The organism is Microbulbifer maximicatervae (SeqCode), from assembly GCF_052467505.1.
Genome location: NZ_CP174313.1, coordinates 662,905 through 688,452, shown reverse-complemented (window position 1 = coordinate 688,452; position 25,548 = coordinate 662,905). Strand labels below are relative to the sequence as shown.

At 48.4% G+C, this 25,548-nt stretch carries 23 protein-coding genes; 7 read left to right on the top strand and 16 right to left on the bottom strand.

What is annotated here, in order from left to right:
- Positions 1-25: 25 nt before the first annotated feature.
- Positions 26-514, top strand: a complete 489-nt coding sequence (locus ACJJIN_RS03100; RefSeq protein ID WP_444896836.1) for a DUF4334 domain-containing protein — start codon at positions 26-28, stop codon at positions 512-514.
- Between the two features lie 120 nt (positions 515-634).
- Here ACJJIN_RS03100 and ahr read toward each other — a convergent pair whose 3' ends face one another.
- The 9 genes from ahr to ACJJIN_RS03055 form a co-directional block, all read right to left on the bottom strand.
- Positions 635-1,654 (bottom strand): NADPH-dependent aldehyde reductase Ahr, encoded by a 1,020-nt coding sequence (gene ahr / locus ACJJIN_RS03095; protein ID WP_444896835.1) that lies wholly within the window; start codon positions 1,652-1,654, stop codon positions 635-637.
- Positions 1,655-1,940: 286 nt separating this feature from the next.
- A complete protein-coding gene (locus ACJJIN_RS03090) occupies positions 1,941-2,336 on the bottom strand; it encodes a YMGG-like glycine zipper-containing protein (protein WP_444896834.1) in 396 nt (131 codons plus the stop codon).
- A 177-nt stretch (positions 2,337-2,513) separates the two neighbouring features.
- Complete coding sequence (locus ACJJIN_RS03085) at positions 2,514-3,248, bottom strand: hypothetical protein (protein ID WP_444896833.1); 735 nt, start codon at positions 3,246-3,248, stop codon at positions 2,514-2,516.
- Positions 3,241-3,756 carry a DUF2878 domain-containing protein gene (locus ACJJIN_RS03080; RefSeq protein WP_444896832.1) on the bottom strand — a complete coding sequence of 172 codons (516 nt, stop codon included), beginning with the start codon at positions 3,754-3,756 and terminating at the stop codon, positions 3,241-3,243. Before ACJJIN_RS03080 ends, ACJJIN_RS03085 begins: the two co-directional genes overlap by 8 nt.
- A gap of 137 nt (positions 3,757-3,893) precedes the next feature.
- Positions 3,894-5,162, bottom strand: coding sequence for a class I SAM-dependent methyltransferase (locus ACJJIN_RS03075; RefSeq protein ID WP_444896831.1), 1,269 nt, complete (start codon positions 5,160-5,162; stop codon positions 3,894-3,896).
- On the bottom strand, positions 5,159-5,956 hold the full coding sequence (locus tag ACJJIN_RS03070) for a DUF1365 domain-containing protein (protein ID WP_444896830.1): 798 nt from the start codon (positions 5,954-5,956) through the stop codon (positions 5,159-5,161). The genes ACJJIN_RS03075 and ACJJIN_RS03070 overlap by 4 nt, the downstream gene beginning before the upstream one ends.
- Positions 5,957-5,969: 13 nt before the next feature.
- Complete coding sequence (locus tag ACJJIN_RS03065) at positions 5,970-7,220, bottom strand: NAD(P)/FAD-dependent oxidoreductase (protein ID WP_444896829.1); 1,251 nt, start codon at positions 7,218-7,220, stop codon at positions 5,970-5,972.
- A complete protein-coding gene (locus tag ACJJIN_RS03060) occupies positions 7,220-7,999 on the bottom strand; it encodes an SDR family NAD(P)-dependent oxidoreductase (RefSeq protein ID WP_444896828.1) in 780 nt (259 codons plus the stop codon). Before ACJJIN_RS03060 ends, ACJJIN_RS03065 begins: the two co-directional genes overlap by 1 nt.
- On the bottom strand, positions 8,000-8,431 hold the full coding sequence (locus tag ACJJIN_RS03055) for a nuclear transport factor 2 family protein (RefSeq protein WP_444896827.1): 432 nt from the start codon (positions 8,429-8,431) through the stop codon (positions 8,000-8,002).
- 251 nt (positions 8,432-8,682) lie between these two features.
- Here ACJJIN_RS03055 and ACJJIN_RS03050 point away from each other — a divergent pair, with 251 nt between their 5' ends.
- Both ACJJIN_RS03050 and ACJJIN_RS03045 read left to right on the top strand, forming a co-directional pair.
- Positions 8,683-9,297, top strand: a complete 615-nt coding sequence (locus tag ACJJIN_RS03050) for a sigma-70 family RNA polymerase sigma factor (RefSeq protein WP_413665318.1) — start codon at positions 8,683-8,685, stop codon at positions 9,295-9,297.
- A gap of 7 nt (positions 9,298-9,304) precedes the next feature.
- The gene (locus ACJJIN_RS03045; RefSeq protein WP_444896826.1) at positions 9,305-9,976 is read left to right on the top strand and encodes a ChrR family anti-sigma-E factor; all 672 of its coding nucleotides are present in this window, start codon (positions 9,305-9,307) and stop codon (positions 9,974-9,976) included.
- 24 nt (positions 9,977-10,000) lie between these two features.
- Here the strand turns inward: ACJJIN_RS03045 and ACJJIN_RS03040 are convergent, their stop codons facing one another.
- Complete coding sequence (locus ACJJIN_RS03040; protein ID WP_444896825.1) at positions 10,001-13,513, bottom strand: indolepyruvate ferredoxin oxidoreductase family protein; 3,513 nt, start codon at positions 13,511-13,513, stop codon at positions 10,001-10,003.
- A 645-nt stretch (positions 13,514-14,158) separates the two neighbouring features.
- Here ACJJIN_RS03040 and ACJJIN_RS03035 point away from each other — a divergent pair.
- The gene (locus tag ACJJIN_RS03035) at positions 14,159-14,647 is read left to right on the top strand and encodes an Lrp/AsnC family transcriptional regulator (RefSeq protein WP_413665315.1); all 489 of its coding nucleotides are present in this window, start codon (positions 14,159-14,161) and stop codon (positions 14,645-14,647) included.
- A gap of 139 nt (positions 14,648-14,786) precedes the next feature.
- On the opposite strand, the gene ACJJIN_RS03030 is transcribed toward ACJJIN_RS03035, so the two are convergent.
- Positions 14,787-15,578, bottom strand: coding sequence for a nucleotidyltransferase domain-containing protein (locus ACJJIN_RS03030; protein WP_444896824.1), 792 nt, complete (start codon positions 15,576-15,578; stop codon positions 14,787-14,789).
- Between the two features lie 205 nt (positions 15,579-15,783).
- Between ACJJIN_RS03030 and ACJJIN_RS03025 the strand changes: the two genes are divergently transcribed.
- Entirely contained in the window at positions 15,784-16,632 is an 849-nt protein-coding gene (locus ACJJIN_RS03025) for an alpha/beta fold hydrolase (RefSeq protein ID WP_444896823.1), read from the top strand.
- 155 nt (positions 16,633-16,787) lie between these two features.
- On the opposite strand, the gene ACJJIN_RS03020 is transcribed toward ACJJIN_RS03025, so the two are convergent.
- Together ACJJIN_RS03020 and ACJJIN_RS03015 are read right to left on the bottom strand one after the other, a co-directional pair.
- Entirely contained in the window at positions 16,788-18,371 is a 1,584-nt protein-coding gene (locus tag ACJJIN_RS03020) for a D-arabinono-1,4-lactone oxidase (protein WP_444896822.1), read from the bottom strand.
- 118 nt (positions 18,372-18,489) lie between these two features.
- Positions 18,490-20,358, bottom strand: a complete 1,869-nt coding sequence (locus ACJJIN_RS03015; RefSeq protein ID WP_444896821.1) for a carotenoid oxygenase family protein — start codon at positions 20,356-20,358, stop codon at positions 18,490-18,492.
- A gap of 570 nt (positions 20,359-20,928) precedes the next feature.
- Between ACJJIN_RS03015 and ACJJIN_RS03010 the strand changes: the two genes are divergently transcribed.
- Complete coding sequence (locus ACJJIN_RS03010) at positions 20,929-21,309, top strand: VOC family protein (RefSeq protein ID WP_413665310.1); 381 nt, start codon at positions 20,929-20,931, stop codon at positions 21,307-21,309.
- A 65-nt stretch (positions 21,310-21,374) separates the two neighbouring features.
- Here the strand turns inward: ACJJIN_RS03010 and ACJJIN_RS03005 are convergent, their stop codons facing one another.
- Together ACJJIN_RS03005 and ACJJIN_RS03000 are read right to left on the bottom strand one after the other, a co-directional pair.
- Positions 21,375-22,151, bottom strand: coding sequence for a hypothetical protein (locus tag ACJJIN_RS03005; RefSeq protein WP_444896820.1), 777 nt, complete (start codon positions 22,149-22,151; stop codon positions 21,375-21,377).
- A 134-nt stretch (positions 22,152-22,285) separates the two neighbouring features.
- Complete coding sequence (locus ACJJIN_RS03000) at positions 22,286-23,686, bottom strand: aminotransferase-like domain-containing protein (RefSeq protein ID WP_444896819.1); 1,401 nt, start codon at positions 23,684-23,686, stop codon at positions 22,286-22,288.
- A gap of 119 nt (positions 23,687-23,805) precedes the next feature.
- On the opposite strand from ACJJIN_RS03000, the gene ACJJIN_RS02995 reads away from it, so the two are divergent.
- On the top strand, positions 23,806-24,717 hold the full coding sequence (locus ACJJIN_RS02995) for an EamA family transporter (RefSeq protein ID WP_444896818.1): 912 nt from the start codon (positions 23,806-23,808) through the stop codon (positions 24,715-24,717).
- A 323-nt stretch (positions 24,718-25,040) separates the two neighbouring features.
- On the opposite strand, the gene ACJJIN_RS02990 is transcribed toward ACJJIN_RS02995, so the two are convergent.
- The gene (locus tag ACJJIN_RS02990) at positions 25,041-25,490 is read right to left on the bottom strand and encodes a phosphate-starvation-inducible PsiE family protein (RefSeq protein ID WP_413665304.1); all 450 of its coding nucleotides are present in this window, start codon (positions 25,488-25,490) and stop codon (positions 25,041-25,043) included.
- Positions 25,491-25,548: the final 58 nt, after the last annotated feature.

Sequence of the window (25,548 nt, the reverse complement as noted above, 5' to 3'; positions counted from 1 at the left end):
AAACATACCCTACTAAATCAAGCTCATGCACTTCTTAACCACATTAGAAAAACTTAAAAAATTGGATCAGGTAGATCCACAAGAACTGCTTGAGTTTTACGATAATCTCTCACCTATATCAATAAACTCTCTTATCGGCCGATGGGAAGCGCAAGGATTTAACACACAACATCCTTTACAGCATGAAATGGATGCAGGAAAACGCTGGTACGGCAAAGAGTTTATTAATTCTGAAACGGTCTATCCTTTACTATGCTGGGATTCAGACTTCAAATCTATCAACGCTTACGATGCCCCTTTGTTCTTCCGCACCCAACAACTACATATAACCGCAAAAGCCCAAGCCCGCCTGCGCATCTTGGAACACAGAGGGAAATCAAGTGCCACTATGATTTATGACACGATACCTATGCATGATATGATGCGAAAAGTCGATGAGGATCATATTCTAGGACTTATGGAGAGAAAAGGAATGGATGGCCGCATGTTCTTCACTATGAAAAAAACTAACTGACTTTATTGATTTCTATTGAATTGCTTCTGCCTAAATCCCAACCCCATACTTTTAACTTAAGCTCCTTTGTAGTGTGACTTTGCGCTCTCCTCACCCAGAAGCTGATCCAGTTAAATATCCCTACCCTTCCTGCGACAAAACAATCCGATACTTAGCCTTTCCTGATTTCAAATGTTCAAAAGCCGCTTCTATCTGGCTCATTGGAAAAATCTCTATCTCAGGTTTGATCTTATGATGCGCCACAAAATCAAGCATGGTTTCGATGGTACCAGGGCTGCCGACTGGAGATGCTGAAATTGAGCGCTGCCCAAATAACAAGGGAAATAGAGTAAATTGTATTGGGTTAGTTACAGCTCCAACAAAGTGTAAGCGCCCTTTAGGTTTCAGAGCCTGGATATACAGATCCCAATCAAGACTGACATTCACAGTCGACAGAATAAAATCAAAGCTCATTGCCGCTGCTTGAATCTCTGCGGGATCGCGGGAGTTCAGTGTTTTATGAGCACCGAGAGCTAAGGCTTCTTTACGTTTTTCCTCGCTGGATGTAAACGCAGTAACTTCACATCCCCAGGCATGGAAAAACTTCAAGGCAAGATGGCCCAAGCCACCAATACCAATCACAGCCACTTTGTCAGTGGGTTTTATATCAAATTGGACCAATGGATTGAATACGGTAATACCCGCACATAAAAGGGGGCCGGCCGATGCATAATCCACACCATCAGGGATAACAACCAGGCTACTCATATCCGCCCTGGCTTTATCGGCAAAACCTCCATTGGTGAGTATGGTGAACTTTGCCTCTCTACATAAGTTGAGGTCACCAATTCGGCAAGTATGACATGTCTCACAGTAGCCTGAATTCCACCCCAACCCAACCACCGTGCCCTTTTTAAGATGAGCTACTTGCTCCCCCATCGCGGTAACACGGCCGATGACTTCGTGACCGGCAACCATAGGGTATTGTCCAATACCCCATTCATTTTCAATCATGCTCAAGTCACTATGACAGATGCCACAGTACATGATTTCCAGCTCAACCTCTGTTGCACCCAACTCTCCTGCTGCAATTTGGTAGGTCTTAAATGGACCGCCGGCCTCTAAGACTGCATAGGCATTAATAGTTGATGCAGTAGACATGGCGGGCTCCTTGAAGAAAAGGAAATCACAAATGACCTTAAAAGTTTAGACGCCATTCAGCTGTAGACTTTATTGCACCCTTACAATTTTATTTTCTAGAAACTAGTGGCCCTACTATCTAGCACAGAAATTAAAAGTGTTAACCGGGAGAAAGTAAAAGATTGAAATTAAAGCTGTAAAACAGAAAAAAGGCCGGGGGTACTTCCCCCGGCCAGTGCCAAGTCCTGTGAGGTTGCTGAATAGCAGAGGACTGATGGGAAATTGGACCGCAGTTTTACGCAGAAGATCAATTCAACACTCGATATCCGCGACCAACCAGGCAATTCTTGATGATGTAGGTTGCCTCAGAGCTCGCACTACCCGCCCCTGACAAGCCCCCAACAAGCGCGCCGGCACCGGCTCCGGCTACCGCAGCACGCCCGCTGTCACCGACTATTGCACCGAGCGCACCACCTACTACAGCACCACCCGCAGCACCGGCAGCTGTTCTGCGCCCTTGGTCACTGTACGTGGAGTAAGCGATTCCCTTACACTCTGCAAGGTCCGCTTGATACTGATTCATGTTAACGCCCCAGGTATCGATAACGATTCCACCGGCACCGGGAACCTGCTCTGGCTGATTCGCACAGCCGTAAAGCAGCGACATCATAATTCCAGCAGTTGCAGAAATAGCAGTCTTCATCAAACACCCCATATCGCTTTCGCCACAGGATAGTGAGCTTGTCACGCTTTTCTTCTTTAGGTTTAGCTGCTGGTAGAACTTGGCGCCAGTCCGGCGCCTAAAAATGAATGACCCGCTGGGCAACAAATTCAACAGGCGTAAATAGTGTTGTAGCTATTAGTGGAGGGCGCCTTTTTTCTATGGATCTGCAGGCTGGGTTCCTATAGGCAGAATTGAATATTGGTAAAACACTTCTAATTCTTGAGATTTCGCTTGTGGATCGAGGATATTTACTATGCCCTTAAAACTCTTTAATCGCCGACTCTCCGTATCGTAAGTGAGATTTAAGTCCTCTACGAAAAGGCGGATAAGAGGCTGGGCAATATCTACTCGTATACAAGTATTTTCGCCTGCCGCTTGATTACAGGATACTGCCTTAGCGCGCAGCTTTATCGATCGACCATGCAGTGGCGAAGCAAAATTGAATTTAAGAGTTTTTCCTGAGGACAATAAGTCCCAGTGGTCACGCACATAAGTATCAAAGCCTGCATCAACTACATCAACACTTCGTGCCTCTCGCAAACTTACTTTCCAGGCTTCGCCCTCGTTGGCTCTATAGCGCATCATCCACTGGCCGTCATCCCAAAGGACTTCACGGACTTCACCGTGCCTCCGATCTATTTGAGTGACACTAGGTAAGGCACTGCGACCAGCTGCGGGGCCATTTCGCTCTCGAAGGGTTTTCTCTGCTATTAAATCACCCTGGGGTGCATAGTAGAAAACAGTTATTTCGCCATTATCTTGCGAAGTATAATATTCACAGTACTGTAACTGTTGATTATCCGGATCATAGGCCAGACCTTTTACCAGGAAAGGCCCTTCATAGTGACAGTTAGTTCCGGCAATAGCCGACATCGCAATAAATTCAAGCATTGCTCACCTCTTTTTGACAAATCTCTCTTGCCAAATAGGCAAACAACGGCAGGATGCAGGCCCAAATTACACTTAATGTTCCCAGGGATTGCCACAGGGGCCTGTGCAATTCCACAGTGCCATTTAGGAATGCACCGGTAAAGTAACTAAATGGTCCGAAAAAACCACCCAGGATTACCGCCAACCATAGATTTTTCTGTAAGAAAACCAAACTGTATCGCAAGGTCATGGCAAAGTTCAACCACAGGCAGATCAGCCATAAGGGAGGCCAGGAGGAGCCACTATCATTTCGCATCACCCCCAAATGAAACAAGATAGAGTCTATAGACACACCAAAGATAAACACCCCCGCTAACCAAAGCGGTTCCCTGGGCAAATTGGCGATATAGCGCAGATGTATAAAAAGGTTCAACAGAGTAAAGGGAACCACCAACCACACCTTGGCCACTATGACGCACAGTGGCCAGGCGATATCGAAAAGTAAGGCATTAGCGACAAAACGCCACATGCAGGAGAGCCTCTGGTTGATTCCGTAATATCCTTGGGTTGCAAACTCTTAAAAAGTTTAAACAGTCTCCTGAAATCACGCCTTGATCCTGAGCCATTCTGAAAGGCAAACACTTCACAAGATTAACTTGAGAGAGTTTAGAAACTGCCCAAAAACCGAGGTTTGGCGAACACAAATTGGGCGGTACCAATCACTCGTTGCAAAAATCCCCCTTCGCAATAGCATAAATAGAATTCCCACATACGGATAAAGCGCTCATCAAAACCTAACTCGCGCACTTTGGAAATTCGCTCAAGAAATGCTTTGCGCCAGTCACTTAATGTGCGGGCGTAATGGGCGGTGATGTCTTCAAGTCCAACAATCTGCATATCTGTTGAATTGGCAATATGGTTCGCAATAACCTGATTAGACGGCAGGCAGCCACCAGGGAAGATATATCGCTGGATAAAGTCGACCTCTTTACGATACTCGTGGTAGCGCTGGTCGCGAATGGTGATTGCCTGCATCACCATCAAGCCATCTTCTTTGAGTAATTCGCTACAACCAGCGAAGAAGGTCTTGTGAAATTCGTGCCCTACTGCCTCCACCATTTCAATCGATACAATTTTATCGTACTTACCTCGCAGGTCCCGATAGTCTTGTAATAAAAGAGTTATCTGATCCTCTAACCCCTCATGCTTCACCCATTGACGGGCATAGTCATATTGCTCTTGGGAAATTGTAGTAGTTGTTACTTTACAGCCATAGTACTTGGCAGCATGAATGGCCATCCCCCCCCACCCACTACCAATCTCAAGGAGGTGATCGGAGGGTTTTAACTTTAGCTTTCGGCAGATCAGTTCCAGTTTGTGATTAGAGGCTTCAAACAGGGTTGCATTTTCAGACGGGTAGACCGCAGATGAATACAGCATGGTCCTGTCCAAAAACAACCGAAAAAATTCATTGCCCAGGTCATAGTGTGCAGAAATATTCTTGCGTGAGCCATTGCGGTTATTCGCATTTAATTGATGTAACCAGCGCAAACCTAATCGGGGTAAATAGCTCCAACGACTATCGATACCTTCCACCAATTCCATGTTGTCCACCATCAGGCGAATCAGGTCCACGGTATTGGTTGAGGTCCAGGCGCCCTGCATAAAGGCTTCTCCAGAACCAATGGTTCCGTTTAATAGCACCTGTATATAGCTGGATGGATCATGTACGCAAATATGTGCCGAGATCTCTGCTTCTTCTGGTCTCTGGCCAAAGTGGTAACACTGCTCCCCCTCTTCGATTAGCAAGTGGCCACGATCAATACCCTTGAGTTTTTCCAACACCAGCTTGCGGGCCAGGCGAACGAGCCAGGACTGTGCCGATACTTCTGATTTTGACGACGAAGCCTGATCAACTTCCTGAACTGCTCTCATAGTTGTTTATCTCCTGCCTGAACCTCGGCGTCGTCGCGAGGATGCGAAAATACCGGGATACGCTTGACCCATAATTTCAGTGCCTGCCAATAAATGGCGGCTATAACTTTTACGGTCATCAAGGGGTACTGGATCAATATTGAATTAAGCGATCGGCCGCTAATTTCGCAGCGCTGTAAACTCAGGGTTGCATCAAACATTGGGCGAGTGCCGTCTTCTGTATCCTCGGCACTCGCATCAAAATTTTGCAGGTAAGCTGTCAGCTTTTCTCCAGGTTTTGTCCCCCTCCATCGATACCCTTGGGCCATGGGCATAAAAGGCGAGACATGAAATGTTTTTGCGAAGGTCGCTTTTTGCAACTTGGTATTATTACGGCAATCCAAAACATAGCTGTGACGCTCTTTCCAGGGAGTGTTGTGCACATCCAGGAGCAGCCAATCCACATTCTGTCCCTCAGCATCGAAACAATAGTAAACACTGAGCGGATTCATGTTGTAGCCAAAGTAGCGCCAATTGGCCAGCAAGCGAATAGGCCCGGAAGGCTGCTCTCCCACTTCCTCCTCCACCCGCTGTCGAACCGCCTTATCAAGGCTGAGGGATTCATCGCCAAAAAAATCACTGCGACAAAATCTCGCAGGTGCGCGCCGCTGAGAGGACCAAAGAGGTGAGAGCTGACAAATGGCTTCCACCTCTGCCAGATCGACGTACATCATAAAAACCTGATAGCGAAACTGATGAACTCTGGGCGCAAAGCGCCGGTGTTCCAACCACCCGGTATAAATCGCACTTTCCATGATACCGGCCTCCTTACCAGTCAACACCCAACCCCCGAGCCACTCGCAACGCACTCGTTACACCGTCTTCATGAAATCCATTTGCCCAATAAGCACCGCAGAACCAGGTGCGGTTAACACCATTAATACTATCCCACTGCTGTTGCGCTCGTGTTCCGGCCACAGAGAACTGGGGATGGGCGTACTCAAAACGACCGAGCACAGACTTGGGATCGATACGCTCTTCGGCATTCAGGGTGACACAATAGGTTTTCTCGGTATTCAAGCCCTGAAGTATATTCATGTTGTATGTCAAAACAGGCAGTGCATCCTGTTCACTGCGCAATTGGTAATTCCAACTCGACCAACTGCGACGGTGACGGGGTAGCAAGGTGCTGTCTGTATGCAGGACCACGGCATTTTTTGCATAGGGTATAGCCCCCAGGATTTTTTGCTCACTGCCGCTGGGGTCGGTCAAACATTGAAGGGCCTGATCGGAGTGGCAAGCGAAAACAACGGCATCAAACTCCAAATTTTCCCCTGCTGCGGTGCGAACATTCACACCTTCCCTGCAGCGCTGCACCGCCTCAATGGGCGTAGATAAGCGAATTTTATCTGCGAAAGATTGTATTAACGGATCAATATATTCACGCGACCCGCCCTTGATCACTCGCCACTGCGGGCGGCGCACCAGGTTGAGCAGGCCGTGATTGACAAAGAAGCGGACAAAGAAACTGACAGAAAACTCCAGCATTTGCGCCACACTGGCAGACCAGATAGCAGAGCCCATAGGTACCAAATAACGATTGGCGAATTCCGCGGAGTAACCGTTCGCAGGTAGATACTCACCCAGGGTCAATGTCTCGCTCAGCCTCCCCTCCTGCCAGTCGCGGAGGGCATTGCGGTTAAAGCGCACTATGTCCCAGAGCATACGCCAGTGCCCAGCGCTGACGATGTTCGAGCGCTGTGCAAACAGGCTGTTGAGATTGTTACCCGCATATTCAAACCCCTCCTGATCGCAGCGCACACTAAAGCCCATGGAGGTGGGTTGGGATTGAACTCCCAGCTCTTTAAGCAAGCGAATAAAATTCGGATAGGTCCAGTCGTTGTATACAATAAAGCCGGTATCCACTGCTAACCGGCGTCCCCCCTCGTCAATATCAACCGTAGCGGTATGCCCTCCCAGGCGCGCCTGTGCTTCAAACAGGGTGACATCGTACTTTCGATTCAATAGATAAGCGGCAGTAAGACCGGCAATGCCGCTGCCAACAATAGCGATTCGCATCAATTCTTCCTTAGTGTGCGGATTCTTGTCATTTTGGGTACGCAAAAACGGAACCAGATTGAGCTGAAAAAACCCAGAAACCGCAGAGACCAACTGAGCCGTTTGGGAAAATCGACTGTGTGCCCAACGCCACAGAGCCCCTGTTCAATACGCTCGGCAGCCTGCTCTGGAGTCATTAAAAAAGGCATGTCAAAGTCATTGCGCTGGGTAAGGCGGGTGTCGACAAACCCCGGGCGAATGTGGACCACTCGAAGTGGAGTAAGGCTGGTATCGGCGCGCACCGACTCCAGAAAATAAGCCACCGCCGCTTTGGAACTGCCATACGCTTCGGCGCGGGGAAAAGGTACCACTGACGAGAGACTGCCGAGCGCGGCAAATACCGGAGACCGGCTTGCGGCTAACAGTGGCTGCGCGCACTTTAAGGTATTCACCAAGGCAAAGAAATTGCCATCAAATACCCGTCGGTACATGGTGACATCCAATTGAAGGTCGTCGTCATATTCACAGGTACCAGCGCAAGCAATCACCATATCCAGATGATCTGTGAAGTCCGCTAATCGCCGAGCAACACCCGGCATCACCGCATCATCACTGAGGTCACAGTCCAGAACCCTGAGGCGACTGGGGGCTATGTTCTGTAACTCCGTCAGCGCATCCAGCCTGCGACTGCTGGCAATCACAAAATTATTCTGTTCCACCAGGCGCAATGTAAGCGCGCGTCCTATACCCGAGCTAGCACCTGTGACCCAGATGGTTTTATCGCGAATCCCCTGGGACACTTAGTTGCGCTCCATTCGCGACTTGATAAAACCAATGCAGGAGCCCAATACCGGCACCTGCTCGTAGACCATGGCACCCATATCGTAAAAGTCCTCGTGGTAGTGAATCTTATCGGTGTAACGCAACAGGCTACAGCCACGAAGTTGTAATGGGCGTCCACCTTTGAGTGATTGGTGTCGGTAGTGCATGATCCACGAAAGGCAGGCGCTGCCCTCGCCCACCACCGGCAGATCATCAAATTGGAAGCGGCACTGGGTAAGCCCCCTGCTCATTCCCGCAAAGTAACTCTTTAAAGCAGGCAACCCCTCTATCCGATGCAATGGGTCACAGAAGATGACATCGTCGCTATAAAGTGATCCAAGGCTGCCAGTTTCCTGCATCAGGAAATCTTTGTAGTACTCCTCTAGCTCCTCAATCAACACGCTCATCATCGGATTCCTTACTGTTCTATCTGCGGATAAATACGCCACTACCCTTCGGGTGGATCACCTCTTAATAAAAGGTAGGACAGAGAGATCCAGTTATGCTCGGCTTGCGTAAGTAGTTAGCGGACAACTTGGAAGTCTCCCCCTGAGAGCCTGCTGCAGAATGTGGTACACGGATGTACCACAACAGGTCTCAACACTAATTTCCAGACATGCTTGATTGCGTGAGTATCGACAACGACAGAAAGACCGTTAACATGGCGCATAGCCCCCAAGCAAAAAGTGAAATACGCCCGGTGAAACTGCCACAAAGAGAGGACCAGGACTGGAGTGCCCTGCTGACGCGAGTCGGTGCGGAGCGTGATCGCCAGTCCTTTGAGCAGCTTTTTCACCACTTTGCCCCACTAATTAAGGGTTTCCATCACAGCCGCACCACCCAGGCAATTAGCGCTGAAGCCGCCGATGAGCTAGTTCAGGAAACCCTGTTTAAAGTCTGGCGCAAGGCCCCCAGCTTCGATGCCAGTAAGGCTTCTGCCAGCACCTGGATATTCACCATTATGCGCAACACTCGTATCGACATGTTGCGCCGCAACGGGCGTCATCAAAACGCCGAGATTATTGAAGCCATGGATGTTTGGGATGAAACCCCCGAACACCAACCGTTGATATTTCTACAGAGAAGACGCAACGAAAAGGAAGTTGCGGAAGGCCTGCACAGCCTGCCAGCAGAACAGAGCCACGTCTTGGAAAAGGCTTATATGGAGGGAAAATCCCACAGTGAGATATCCAAGGAGCTGGAATTACCATTGGGCACGGTAAAGTCCCGCGTGCGACTGGCCCTAAAGAAGTTACAAGCGAGGTTGGCCAAGTAGGTTTAGTATGATTCGCCACCACCCCGATAAAAATTTACTCCTTGAATACGCTTCCGGCAGCCTGCCCAAAGGCGCCAGCCTGGTCGTTTCCGCCCATATACAAATGTGTGCCGAGTGTCGCGCTCAATATCGAACCATGAACACCCTGGGTGGCTCCATTCTGGAGTCCTGTGCACCACAGGCCGTAAACGATGAGGCTTTCCAACGCCTGATGGGACGTATTGATCAGGCAGCTAAACCGGCGCAACAAGTGGCTCCCGAGAGATCCAAATCCACAGAGCCCATGCTGGCGGATGCGCCGCCAGTCGTGCACAAGCTGCTGGAAAAAAATCCCCCGATCAAATGGAAAACTATCGCGCCCGCCTTAAAAATGTGTCGACTAAAAACCGGGCAGGATCAATATGAAGTGAGCTTTCATCGCCTGAGTTGTGGCGGCAAAGTTGCAGAGCACGATCACCGGGGCTACGAACTCACCCTGGTTCTGTACGGCAGCTTCTCTGATAGCGATGGTGTTTATAGTCCAGGGGACTTTCTGTTGCGGGAACCCGGCGACGTGCACCGCCCGACGGTCACAGAAGATCAAGAGTGCCTGTGCTTCTCTGCAGTACAGGCACCGGTGGCGATTACCGGTGTCAGCGGCTGGTTGCTAAACCGCCTTATCCCGTTTCGTCCGGGCTGACACCGATTAAAAGAGCTGCGGCGTCTAGGACGCCGCCAGAGAAGTCGGCTCTTGCTCCCCGTCCACAAATACTGCAGAAAGCTCATCCCAACGATCGCTGACCGCCGCGAATTTTTCCTCGCGCACATGGCCATAGCCACGCACTTGAAGGGGGATTTCGAGCAGCTCTTGTGCCTCTGACAGGTTTTCGCCGGACAGATGCGCGGCTACGCTATCAACTGCTTTGGCCACCTGTTGGGCCCAGCGCCGTTCAGCACGGCGCTCCTGGGTGTAACCGAAGACATCCAGTGCAGTACCGCGAAGAACTTTGCCCTTAGCCAACAGCGGCATCAGCTTGCCCATCCAGGGGCCAAACTGCATTTTGCGCACGCGACCACTGCTATCGGGGCGAGCAAGAAGCGGCGGCGCCATATGGAATTTCAGGGTGTAGTCGCCGCTGAATGTCTCACGTAGCTGTCGCTTGAAATCTTCACCGGTGTAGAGGCGCGCCACTTCGTACTCATCTTTATAAGCCATCGCTTTATAAAGGCTGCGCGCGCCCATACGGGTAAGATCGCCCCGAGCAGCTGGCAGTGAGGATTCTGCTTTGCGCAGCGCCTCTATATGGCGAAGGAATTCTGCCGCATAGGCCGGGCTTTGATAGTCGCGAAGCTCTGCTGCCAATCGCTCCAGCAACTGCTCCACCGACTCCTCAGGCTCCACCAATTTCACCGGCTTGGCCGGCACTGCCAATTGCTCGATCGCTTTAGGGTTCTCCGCCAGCAAACGGCCAGCGCGGAAAGCGCGCAGGTTGTTCTCTACCGCCACGCCATTGAGTTCGATGGCCCGCTCCAGGGCCGCTTCACCGATTGGCAGCAGTCCTTTCTGGCAGGCAAAACCCATAATCATCAAGTTACTGGCTACGGTATCTCCAAACAGTGCCTGGGCATATTTATTCGCATCAAAGGCAAAATACTCCACACACAGGGACTCAATACTCTGTTGGGTCGCATCGGCGGGGAATGCCAACTCGTTGTCGCGAACAAAGGCCGCTACCGGTACTTCAGCAGTATTTACCAGGGCACGCATTTCGCCGGTGGCAAATTTGGTCCGCTGGCCAGCGGCGGTGACCATATCGCAGCCCAGTAATAACTGGGCCGCGCCATCGCGAATACGAGCGGTGGTAATCGCCTCCGGGTTTTCTCCCACTTTTACATGAGCCACCACGGCACCATTTTTTTGTGAGAGACCGGTAAAGTACAAAGTTGTACTGCCCTTCTCTTCCAGGTGCGCCGCCATGCCCAGCAGTGCCGCCACGGTAAGTACGCCACTGCCACCAATGCCGGCCACCAAAATACTGAGGGGCTGGGCCAGAGTCGCGACCGGCGCAGAAGGTAATCCGGCAATAGCCACGTCCAAGGCATCCGCCAGGGACTGCACCGGGGGCTTTTTCAGTTCTCCCCCTTCCACAGTGACAAAGCTCGGGCAGAAACCATCGGCACAGCGCATATCCTTGTTGCAGCTGGACTGGTTGATCTGACGCTTGCGCCCCAACGGGGTTTCCAGCGGCTCCACGGCAATACAGCTGGACTGAACACTGCAATCGCCACAGCCTTCGCAGACCCGGTGGTTAATCAGCAACCGCTGGGATGGATCGACCATCTGTTTTTTCTTGCGGCGGCGGCGTTTCTCGGCCGCACAGACCTGCTCATAAATAATCGCCGTCACACCGGCAGTTTCCCGCAGGCGACGCTGCACGGCGTCCAGCTCGGAGCGGGGGAGAACTTCTACAGCAGCGGGCAGTTCGCTGCGGTGTTCACGCCAGTGGTCAGGGTTCTCCGTCAAAAGAATAACGGTACCAACTCCCTCGGCCAGCAACTGTGCAGCCAGGGAGGGAGCATTAACTTCGCCATCGGCGGGTTGGCCACCGGTCATGGCCACCGCATCGTTCAGAAGAATTTTGTAGGTGATATTCACCTGGCTCGCCACGGCCTGGCGAATGGCCAATAGCCCGGAGTGGTTGTAGGTTCCATCGCCCATATTCTGGAAAATATGCTCGGCGCTGGAGAAACGGTGCAGTCCTACCCATTGGGCGCCCTCGCCTCCCATATGGGAATAGGTATCGGTGCGCAGGCCTTTACCCAAAGCCATAATATGACAGCCAATACCGGCACTCCCCAAACTGCCTTCTGGCAATTTGGTGGAAGTGTTATGAGGACAACCTGCACAGAAAATGGGTTCACGAGCCAACAAGCCCTGAGCCTTTGCAGCGACATTGCCCCCCAGTTTTTCTGCCAGGGGAATAAGCTGTGGCGCCAGTTCAGTATCCACCAGCCAGCGGGCAATGGCCTTGGCCACCTGATCCGGGCCAAAGCCCCACACTGCCGGCAACAGGTCCTTGCCATCCAGGTCTTTCTTACCGACTACCTTCGGACGATAACTATCTTCCCAACCGTAGAGCAGGTTTTTCAGCTGATCCTCCACCAGGGGACGCTTCTCCTCGACTACTAGCAAGCGCTCCATGCCCTTGGCGAACTCACTGATGCCCCTAGGCTCCAGCGGCCAGGACATCGCCACTTTATAGATGGAGATGCCGGCTGAGTTCAGATCTGCCTCTGATAAGTTGAGCAGTTTCAAAGCCTCAAGCAAATCACCGTGGGCCTTACCCACCGTTACAATGCCGAAGCGTTTTCGCTCCGCACTGTGGGTGGTTTTATCCAGGCGGTTGGCATAGGCGAATGCCTTGGCTGCAGGCAAACGCTCCTCCAGCATACGGCGCTCGTACTCGAGGCGCTCGGCAGGCCAATTCAGGTGGGGATCGTAGTTCAGGCCGTGTGGCGGGATTGGGAAGTCAGCTGGAATTGTAAACTGGGGCAACTCCGGCACAATCAAGGAAGCACCGGCCTCTACAGTTTCAGTAATTGCCTTAAAACCCACCCACAAGCCCGAAAAACGGGATAAAGCAATGCCCGCGAGGCCCAGGGTCAGGTACTCATCAATGGAGGACGGAAATATCAGCGGCATCATTACCGACTCAAAAATCTGGTCGGTATTGTGGGAAAACATGGAGGATTCTGCTGTGTGGTCATCCCCACACAGCGCCAAAACACCGCCCAATTTTGAGGTACCCTGAATATTGGCTTGGCGGAAAACATCTGCGGTGCGATCTACACCGTGGCCCTTGCCATACCAAATAGAAAAGACGCCGTCTTTCGTTGCCTGCTGGCGATAGTGATCCAGCAACTGGGTACCCCAAATATTGGTCGCCCCCAGGTCTTCATTAATGCCCGGCTCAAAATGGATTTCCCGCTCGGCCAACAGCTTCTTGTGCCGCCACAGGGCCTGGTCGTAACCGCCCAATGGGGAACCGCGATAACCGGAAACAAAGCCAGCTGTATTGAGGCCCGCCAGCTCATCCATGCGCTTTTGCATTAAGGGCAAACGAACCAGGGCGTCAATTCCGGTCAGGAATACACGGCCGGATTCACGGGTAAAAGCCGCTTTCAGCGAATACTCGCTATCAAAGCCCAATTCCTGATCGCCTTCGACCATTGCCATGGGTACCACCTATTTTATCTTTATTGCTTTATTGCTTTCATCACTCCAGTTCTCGACGCCAGTAACATGTCGCGAAAATATTCGCGGCATCTCCTGAGTTACAGCAGAACAGACCAGAGCTGTTTAATAGCGCTAAAATTAACACTGCCCGGCAGAGCAGGTCATACCAAAATTGGCCCAACTCAGGCATAATGCCGCCATAACTCGCTAAAGATGACCAGCTACTGGCAACAAATCACTCAAAATGAAGTATTTTGGGGGATACAACGGAAAGGACATGCCCTCTTATGGTGCTCACCTCTGGCCTTCACACTCTGTGTGACTAAATAAGCGCCAAAGGTTCAGCTTTTTGAGAGGCATAGCCTGGAACTGATCAGGGGATATCAGTTTCCACCCGATTGCAGTTAACTAGTATCAACCGGTTGGGCAAAGTACCCATTAGCGGGAAATTAATAAAAAACGAGAAGGTCTCACAAAAGATGCGCAGTATAGGAAGCTACTGCCATAACAAACCAAAAAAAACCATGTACGCAATGCACACAATTTACCGGAGAACGCTGGGAAGCAAAGATTCACTGGCAGGTTGATGATTAGCAGCCGGCGATACCGGCGTACGTTCAGAGAGATGAGATACGGAATATAACCATGGCCTATTTACTGGATGCCATCGACAAAAAAATTCTGGAAATCCTTCAACAGGATGCCACCATTCCAAATATTGAGCTTGCAGAAAAAGTCTGCCTCTCACCCTCCCCCTGTTCACGGCGGGTTAAAAATCTAAACGAGCAAGGGTTTATAAAACGCGCAGTTACCCTGCTTGAACCGGAAAAGGTTGGGTTGCCGGTAAGTGTATTTATCCAGGTTACTCTTAACCACCAAGTGAAAAAAGAGCTGCAGGACTTCGAATCGGTTATCGGCCAATGGCCGGAAGTGATGGAGTGCTACCTGATGACCGGTGATTTCGACTACCTGCTGCGAGTTGTTGTACCCAATTTGCAGGCTTACCAGGAATTCCTGGATAAAAAACTCACTGAACTCCCAGGCATCGATCATATTAAAAGCAGCTTCTCTTTAAAGCAGGTACGTTACCGCACTGAGTTGCCGCTGGATCAGTTGTTGGAAAACCAAAGCTGAGCCTTTTTTGACGCCTGCATTTTTGCGGGCGTCTATACAGCTTTGAGTTTATTCACTGGAAAGTATTACAAGTCACTCAGCGCTTTTTGGGCTGTCTACTCGCGTGTTAAGTGACGCCCTATCCGCCTGATTTAAAAGACTATACACCAACCACTTTACGAAAAAGCCTGTCAAACTCTGGAAGATCCAATTTTGGCCTTTCCTCTATAGAATTGGCACCAGATCTATCCATATTTTCCTGTATCCAGCCATCCAGTTTGCCATCAACGGCTATCAAATCGCCCTCTTCAAGCTCCTTCTTTTTCAAAATCAAACTGGAAAGAATATCCAGAAGCCACTCACTTCCTGAGGAAGGCAACAACTCGTTATACATATGACTAAAGTCCACAGGAGGAATTTTTGTAAACTCTTTTATATACAGAGCATTAAGCAGTGAACGCAGAACATAAAGTAACTTCTTGACCTTAATCTCTTTAAAGCCTCGATCATCCTCGCGAATAAACCTGGAATAATTATTAAATCCCATGCTGACATAGTGATGAGCTAATGCTCGCGGCTGCCAACATTTTAAAGCCAAATCCTGCAATGACTTCAAAACATCTTCATTTCTAAAATAGACCTTTGGCGAAAATAGCCACTCAATTAAAGTGGGGTTACTTGCCCTCATTAAAGTTAAAGTCTTCTTGATATCCCAGCCGACCAAGTCCAGTTCATCACCAAGTTTTTTATCAAATGGAACCTCAACAACATCTCTGGGAGTACCTACAGTGAGATATTGCTGAATATTACGTTTGTAGATAAACCTTACATCCCAGTCACTATCAGGGGATTCAAATCCCCATGCGCGGCTTCCTGACTCACAGGCATAGATAATTTCAATATCTCGCTCTACTTCCAGTGATTTCAGACGGTCCTTTATCAGCGATTCCATATACATCCACCTGCTACGTCAAAACAAATCAACTATACCCGAAAAGCTCGTTGATTACTCTTAGGAGACCTATCGGTTTACTCTCATGAGAGAGACATTAGGGCAGCTGTCTCTCTCTCCTAACAACTGGACTAGGAAATGTTAAACATAAACCTCTAATAGACTATGATAAGCGCTAAAAAATGGCTCCCAGGAAGCTAGCCCCATGGACGGAAACCCAAAAGACTCTATCACTGTAAACAACCACTCTATCTCTTATTTCCAGAAGGGACAGGGAGAACCCATTGTTCTTGTACATGGCGCACTGGCCGATGCTCGCATGTGGCAAGAACACTGCAAAATTCTATCAAATGAATTTAGAGCGATTTCATTCACCCAAAGGCATTTCGGTAATCCGGGTAATCCTTCGGAAGGCCCCTTTGGAATTGATACCCATGCAGCAGACCTGGTAGGGCTGGTTGAGGCACTAGATATAGGCCCTGCCCACCTAGTAGGATGGTCCTATGGTGCCGATGTAAGCTTAAATGCTGCCATAAAGGCACCTAAATTAATCAAAAGTCTGTACCTTTATGAGCCTGGATATCCGGGATACATTGAAAGCAATAACATGGAAGAGTATCGCCAAGATGCTGAATCTATGTTTGCAGAAATTTTCAAAACAACAGCTGAAGGTGAGCTGGATACTGCCGTTAAGCTACTAATCGACGGCTCTGGGAATCAAGCAGGCTACTTCTCTCAGCAGCCCCTTAAATATCGCGTACAGCAGCTGGATAATGCCTACACCCTACCTCTACAGCTTAATCAAACTGAACAATCCGCACTGAACCCAAGTAGTCTTTCAGGCATATCTATTCCAGTTTCCGTGGCCTATGGCAGTAATACTCGCCAGCTATTTAAAACTGTATCGCTTGTGGCGGGAACATTAATTCCAGACACCCATCCACAAGAGGTAAGCTCAGCAAATCATATGCTACCTCTGGAAGATCCTGCACGCTTTTGCCAACTTGTGAGAGATCGCATTACCAATTGCTGTGACCAGCAACCTGTAACTTAATAATAAAGGGCAGGGAAAGAACACCTATAAGGCATGAATACCGATTTTAGGCTTAGTCTCTCGAGTATTCTTTCCCGCTCAACAGTTAAAAGCCTCTTATTATTACTCATTATCAATTAAATACAGGGGGTGGAATTATCCCCCCCTAAAGTGCTCTAATCAGCTTTACAAATCCTTGCGTCTGAATACCAAACTCCCGCTTGGCAGCTGGAACCCTCTTCACAGTGTTCATCTGTTTGACAATAGCACTGACCATCGGGATTGCAGCCAGGAGTTAAATAGTTTTCCAAAGGATCAGCTCCACTTACCCGATTCCAAAAGGGGTTGGAAAATATATTGTTTGGGTCCAACTCTTCTTTAACATCCATAAACTGGGACCATTTGGGGAATCGCTCAGCCATGTCCTCAAAAATAGCGACTGAATTCTTACCCCAGTGAGGCCTGGCTCCATACTTCCGGAGGGACATTTGCTCAATTTCCAAATTGACAAAGTAGTTCTTTGGCACAGCTTCACCTCGTTGACGAAGGGTATATTCAATCCCTACAAACGCTGTATCGCGGCCTGCTGTCATCCCTAAATAGCTGTCGGAAGACTTGCCAAAACGGAAATAAATACCATTCAGCGGAAAACAGGTTTTTTCACTATTTGCAATAATCTGGCGGACATCCGCAATCCAGTTGGGCAATTCTTCAAATGGAATCGCGACTTCCTGAAGTGCAATTGGAAGGTTGTCCCAGACACATTTATCTGGCTCTTTACATACGAAATGTTGCATCAGGTCCGCATGTCCAGTGGGCTTAATAAACTTTTTCAAGCCTGAGTCAACATCCCTGAAATAGGAACTGGAGCGAGCAGTATGGCGAAGAGAAGCTGCAAAACACTGCAATGCGGCACTATCGGCTTCATGAAGGCTATCAAATATCAGCCCAAATAAATATTCGGAGAAGTCTGATACATCTGCCTGGGCATTGTAGGCATTACCCTTAGTCGACAAAGGTACCTTGTTGTAAGTTGTTACGGTATAGCGCCCTAATCCCGGGAACCAGGCAACATTAGCTGAATGATTATCTCGAGCCAAATCAAGAACAACATCCTCCAGCTCATCATCGCTGTGATACCCCTTTACTTTTGCTTGTACTTTATAGCCAGGTTCAACCTCTATGGTCACTTCAACAACTACGCCTAAAACACCTAGGTTTACCCTAGCGGCATTGAGCATCTCACCATTGATTACTCGTAAGTCCCCATTGCCATCAACCAACTTCAATTCGGTGACATAATCAGAGATCATGCTGCTTTTTTGTGTAAAAGTTGAACCGTGGGTACCGCTTCCCAGCATACCGCCTATCGTGAATATGGCCAGCTCTGTCACCATCGGCACACTTAGTTCATGCTCTCGAAGATAGGCGGTCAAATCCCGGAATCTCATACCGGCCTGGACAGTAACCAACAGGTTATCTTTGTCTAGGCTAACGACCTGATCCATATTTTCCAGAGTGATTTGCACCTCTCCATTACCTGCACAGGCCGCATCAATCTGACTATTGAATCGGCGACTCCCTGTCATCACTTTACGGCCTTGATCCGCTGCATCACGTACTATCTGCTGAACTTCATCAATACTGGTCGGATCATGGATAACACCAGGGAAACAATCCTGAGTATCCTGGTAGTTTTTTAATACCTCAGGCACTTCAATTGGTGGCGGTAGCTGCTCTGCAACACTTGTAGCAGCCATGAAAACGCCCGCTATACAAAGAGCTTTTTTACACCACCTCAATAAATATTTGGATTTGGTTATTATTTCTGCACACATACCTAAACTCCCTTTATTGCATTAACTTAGACTGGATAAATCAACCAAAACGGGGAAGCAGCTCCCCATCGATAATGTCCCGAACATTACTGCTGTGATCAGGCGCTTTACTGCGAAGAAAATCAGCATAATTTGACCGGTAGGCTGATAAAGGGCGACGACCAATGGATGGCACCCACAGTGCATGATTCGTGGTTGCAAATTCCAGTGATCGGTTAGCTAGGATACAAATTGGCCCACCGCTGAGACGTGCCGCATCAAAAATCCAAAACTCTTTACCATTGGAATCGGATGTCGTTGGATATTTGCGTACAACTGCTGCAATCACATAACCGTCGTTCTGGGCCGTGGAGCCCGGGCGGGCCATAAATTGCGGTGTACGCATTACGCAATCTTCTGGGAACTGAAAGGCATCCGCAATTTTCATATTGACGCAGTCCATATGAATCAAGGCAGAGGGACGACTTTCTTCAGGCATATTCCAATAGCCGTAGTGGCGCTCAGGATAATCGCGATATGCCCAGGAAACCCGCATAGATATATGGTCAGGCCTGTAACCCACAGCAGCCCAATAAAGGTGCTCAAAGGTTTCAGGGAACTGGAAGTGCCCACGGTAAGCAGGATCATTCATATCCCAGGAAAGCGCATCATCCCGAATAACCCGGTAGTCTTCTTTTATCTCAAAAGCTGAATTTGAGTTAACTCGAATCCGGGCACGTACCAAACCTCCAACATCCAGCGGTGCCGCAGGGTATCCGGACAACCACTTGGGTACCAAACCTCCCTTCTGCAGGATTTCAAAGCGGAATAACTGTTCAGATTTATCCATTGCCCCCATATATTGGCCATACAGGGTAATCTCATCCGCATTGTCATCGTAGTTGCAGACAATGTCCGACGTATCAAAGCCAAGCTCCAGGTAATCTGCGATAATAGTTTCAGTACCCGGCACCATGTCGGCCTTCCGAATAACCCAACACCGGGTCCTGTGTTCTTGAGGCAGAACAATTCGTGTTCCAATAATTCGGGTAGACTCAACCCTCGCTGCAGTTTCAAAGACAATGATATGGTTTCGCGTTACCCCAAGGGAGTGTGAGCTTGCAGCAATATAGGCGTTGTTACCCTGACGATCCCGAATATTCCAGCTTTCAAATGCACCCTCTCGATCCCAACGGATTAAGCGAATAAATCCTGAGCTACCAGAATCACCGATATTTCCTCCATAGTTGATGGTGATACAGTTACCTGTTTCCAGATCAAAGAAAGGGTGACCGGTAGTCCGGACCTGTGGAAATAGCCACTTTTCCGGGGTTAGATTTTCAAGTAGCGGGGGTAAGCTCGATTTCCATTCATCCATTTCTCCAATAGGGGTTACCATCTCCAGAGTTGTAGCATCAAACTCATAGGGCATACCCCCTTCATAACTCATTGCAAAACGGTTATCTCCCATGTAGTTGGGGGCTGTATTGCAGTAATTCATGAATCCCAGATTCGGGCTTGAGTATATTGTTCCACCCAACAAATTAAATTTATCGAAACCTGCTAAATCCTGCTCCTGCATTATCGCAGACGCGGTGCGTATCATTTTTCGGGTATAGGGAACTTCACTTTTATTGCTCCGCCCAGTAAAGTCGAGCCGGGTCAAAGCCCCCTTTCCATTAGGTGTAAGATGGTTGGACGCCAGTGGAATACCCTCAGCCATAAGAAGATGGCCGATAACATCATCAGGTAAGATTCCCTGTATTACACTGAGTACTCCGGAGGAATCTGATAGATTACCAACCATTATTGACTCTGGGAAACTAGAGTCATCCAAAGCATTACTTGTTCCAGCCTTAGCTGATGCCACTCCCATAAGCGGTGATGCAGACATTACACCTGCAGCCTTCAATAGATCTCGACGCTTCATTTTTTATCCCTAAAAAATACGGCCGACAGCTTAACCTGACCATAAAATTAAATTTTTCAATGAAATAATTGGCGCAATTTACACCCAAAGTAAACCTTTAAGCGAAAACCATTTATTATTTTTTATCAAATCAAACCTCCAGAATTTTACCCCCTTAAAATTCACACTATCAACCTATATACCACAATAAAAATAAACCAAACCAGGAAATAAAACCTATCAAACAGAACAAAAAACAAACACCAGTCAGTCAAGCAAAAAAATATCGATAAGAAATCCGATATCACCCGAATTAGTCACCACATTATTATCAACAATAGAATTTAAAATAAGCATTAATGATCATTGAATCGCACAATATTTAATATATCTGTGAGGCATCTCATATATAAACCCCAACAGATAGAAAGCTGCACCAGTCCACACACCCTGAGAGGTACAGCCTGGAAGTAACGGATATACGAACAATTCTATTAGGCATTGAGTGAATGATTATTCATTGATGTTTAATAGTATTGGTATACAATCTTTCACGCACAACTACCCTAAAATTAATTTAAGGTGACATCAATGTTTAGTCATATTATGGTCGGGGCCAATGATATCGAGGAATCAAAGGTATTTTACGATTCCACTTTTGGAATATTGGGTTACAAACCCGGCACTATTGATGATCGTGGCCGCTGCTTCTATTTTAATGACAACGGTATTTTTGCCATCACCAAACCCATCAATGGGGAGCCCGCAAGCCATGGCAACGGCAGCACTATTGGCTTTACAGTAAACAGTTCTGAAGAGGTTGATGCCTGGCATGCTGCAGGTATTGCCAACGGTGGTACCAGCTGCGAAGAACCCCCAGGCGTACGGGATAGCGCCGTAGGCCCAATCTACCTCGCCTACTTACGAGACCCTGCTGGCAATAAGCTTTGCGCACTGTATAGAGCAAGCTAATTAGGGTTCGCTATCAGGTGCCTCCCTTTACAGGGAGGCGCTTTAGAAGTGGACTAATAGTGTAATCAGTCCCAGCGGTTGAAAATAACGTGCATACCGTGATGATCGTCACTCACGAATACGAAATAGCCGGCTCCAGTATGTGCAGTTGCGCACACCTTCGTCCCCTGGGAAGTCTCAGAACACTGCATTTTGTAGGCTTCAATTCCCGAAGTATCGTATTCACACTGACTGTATTGTCTGTCAAGAGTTTGCACTAAATCGCGGCTGCTCCTTGCCAATACATAGCGGTAATCACCAAAGTAGCGATAGTTATAGGCATCCAGGTAATATGCTTGGGAATCAATACCCCCTTCCAGAAGCTCGCTATAGCAGAGTTCAGGCCTGGCCATCCACAGCGTTTCCTGATCATTCGAGGAGTGTATTCCTGGCCAATTCTGTTGATCATGTTGAGAGAGTACTACGTTGGTTGAATCAACATAGTCTTTCACAATGACGTAATCACCTTCATCACTTTCTATTCTGCAAACTGGTGCACCGCCAATAAAATTATCACACTGAACCATATCCAGGCTGACTTGACTTGTCTCCCCAGCACAGCCTTCTGCAAAGCTTTCAGCCCAGTTTTGTACAGCCTTAACTGCATACTCTCGAGAGTCTTCTATTTCATAATAGAAGTCTGAAAAGATGCGATAAACCTCGCGATCATTAGTATTACTTGCAGAAGCCGCTACAGAACACTGACTGAACTTAGGCAGTTCAAAAGTCTGTTCTGCTTGAGCGGGAACCGCACCCGCAATAGCAATCGCAATCGCTGCTGTAAAAGTGGCAAGAGTTTTCATTAGATGTCCTCCGTGAACAATCATCCTAAAAGGGACGCGGATTCTAGCAGAGGAAAAAAACTATCAAAAGCGATGTAACGATATGAAAGTTCAGGTACTTTCTTCCAAGGTTGCAAATATCTGAATAATATTAATTATCTGCATGAGTGAGTTAACTCGATAAAACGCTCCAACTGAAATCCAGCCTCAGTCTTCCCTCCATCTTTACCTTCAAGCGGCCAACCACAATTCACCCGCACACAATCACCGTAAAGATCAAGCGTGCTGAAATCTGCACCGCCCAACAAGGCTATATTTTCTTCGGAAGCCATACGGCAAAGACTCCGGCTATCCAACCCTGGGATCTGCAACCAAATCACCATTCCTCCATGGGGATCACTGATGCGCGATTCATCGGGCAAGTTTGAACTTAAGTAGTTGCGATAGGATGCGACCTGGAAGGCAAGCTTTTGCTTGAGCCCCTGCACATGACGGGAGTATTGAGTAGTACCGATGAAATCGGCTACCGCTAATTGGACGGGCAAGTTCACACCGAAACTTTCGGTAAATCGATAGCGTTCATATTGTTTTCGATACCTTCCTGGTAAACACCACCCCAGGCGATAGCCTGCGCTCAATGTCTTGGAGATAGAGCCACACCAAAGCACATACCCGCTCCGGTCCCAGTAGCGCACGGGCATGGGCAGACTTCTTTGAAATCCGAGCTCCAAATACACATCATCCTCGACTATTGGAACCCGATATTTACCAGCCAGTACGGCCAGGTTCTCTTTCTGCTCCGAGCTCAGGGACACGCCCGTAGGATTCATATGACTGCTGCTAAAAAGACCCGCTTGGACCAATCCCTGTTGCATATAGCGCTCTAGCTGTGCGAGGTCTAAGCCGTTTTCAACAGTCGGTATCTCAACAACTTTTCGCCCCATCAAAGCCAACAGATTAAGAAGACCGTTGTAACAAGGAGAACTGATCGCAACCGCATCACCGGGCTTAGTCGTAATGGCAATCGCCGTGCGGACGGCATCCATACAACCATTCGTCACTACTAATTCATTGGCAGAGAAATGCAAATCATAGCTGGCAAAGTGTGCACTAAGCGCACTGCGCAAAAGCGGCTCCCCAGAGGAAACCGGATAGCCATGCATCCTGGCGCCAGCCTCTCGGGTTGCCCGCCGCATACTGCGCTCCAGGGAATCTAACGGCAATAGCTCTGGAGATAAAGACGCAACACCCAATGGCCCTGTTCCCAACCCACGGAAATAGCAATCGTGATTTACTGGATCTGTTGTCCGGCAGGTGAATGCGGGCATTATGGGAGGCGGGTTACTGCTGGGAGGAACTGAGGCAAAGAATCCAGATTGCGGTCGAACCTTCGCCCAGCCGAGTTCCTCCAGCAAGTAGTAGGTGCTTTGGGCTGTTGTCAGGCTCACTTCGTTTTGTGCAGCGAACCGCCTGAGGGACGGCAGTTTATGACCGCTTGGTATTCTCCCTGACTGAATATCCTCAATACAGCGTTCGGCAAGCTCTTTATACCGCACCTATCCCCTCTCCGATTCCGTCTCCGCCCAAACTGTATACCTATTTTATACAAAAATTGCATCTGTATACCTTTTTTCATTTCTTGGATAGTTAGCCCCGAGACAAATTGGAGGGGCTGATGCGGTACTCGGATTTATTACTTGGTGTGCTACTAATGGCAATGTGGGGATTCAACTTCATTGTTATTCAGATGGGAACGGAAGATCTGGACCCACTCCTTCTGGTGGCTTTACGCTTTTCTTTGGCAGCCTTTCCGGCAGTGCTTTTCGTTTCCAGGCCGACAGTCAGCTGGAAGTACGTTCTGGCCTACAGCCTGACTTTTGGCTGTGGGGTTTGGGGGATGGCCACCTGGGCAATCTCTAGCGGACTCTCTGCGGGAATGGCCTCACTTCTTTTGCAAGTAAATGTTGCGATTAGCTTACTATTCGGCTGGGTATTCCTGAAAGAAAAGATTATCCCGCAGAAAGCTCTTGGGGCTCTACTTGCCTTGGGAGGGCTGCTGCTAAGTTTGATGGTTGAAGATGGCACTGTGCCCCTGATCAGTATTGCACTTATCTTAATAGCGGCTAGCAGCTGGAGCATCAGTGGGCTCATTGTAAAGGCCAGTGGCACACAGCAAGTATTTAGCTTTATTGTCTGGGGGCTATTATTTGCACCGTTACCACTGTTCGCTGCTACCTATATTCAAGATGGTGCGGATGTATTTTATGAAATTCAAAACAACCTTAGTGGAAAGTTGATTTTCTCCATATTATTTCAGGCCTACCCAACCACTCTGCTGGGATACTGGTTCTGGAACCGGTTAATCGTTAAGTACCCGCTGTCTACTGTTGCACCTTTAGGTTTACTCTGTCCCGTTTTTGGACTCTTTTTTAGTTGGTTGTTAACTGGCGAGTCGATTGGTCCCGAAAAGTTAATGGCCGCTGTTATGATTTCCTCTGGTCTGGCACTTGGTATTGTTCATTTTTGCCAGAGCTTTAAGATGCTAAGAAACTCACGGATTTTTGGCATATTAAACATATCGCGATGAACAAGTATCCAGGTTGAGATTTGCTAATTTCCAGACAATGTACTAATGGCGCTAGTCCCCATTGGCCAGAAGCAAGGATTAGTGCAGTTACCTTTCGCAGTAACAACCTGCAACCACCTCGTTCGGTTGAAGCAGAAAATTCTATTCATTAATAAGATTTATCGTGGATTTGGCACTCAACCAAATGCCCGACTCTCCTAGTTTGGGCTAATTCTATAAGTAGCTATTTATACAGGTATCGATATCATTCTATTTTAGCCAGCCGTATAAATAATAAAATAAAGTCTTAAGCTGAATGTTATCAAGGGCAAAGGTCAAAAATACTAACCAGGTTTATTACTTTTTTCCCTCACCAGCCAGTAGGAAACTCCCAGGGCGATAGTCACCAGAGCAATACCGACTATTTGCTCTGCATTAACAAATTTCAAGTCGAGCACAATAACCTTCCGAGCTACAGCCATTAAGGCTGTAGCTAATACCAATTGCACCGGTATCACATTTGTACCCAGGTAGAGTCGGATATTGGTGAAAATTTCAATGGCAATAAGAACGGCGAGAAAGGCCCCAAAAGTCTCGAGGATATCTTCCATATCCAGCAATAGGAATGGCGTCTCCATAAGCCTTTCATAAAGCACATAGACGACATCTGCAATGGTCCAGAATATGACCAACACCATAAGAATGGCGAGAAATTTAACGGCATATTTTATTGCTCGATGTAATTGGTTGATCAGGGGATCAGCATGATCCTCATGTATCTCGTCATATTTCATGGGCTTCGCTCTGCCGATTGATACCGCACATTGCTTGAGTTCGACTATAGGCGAAATC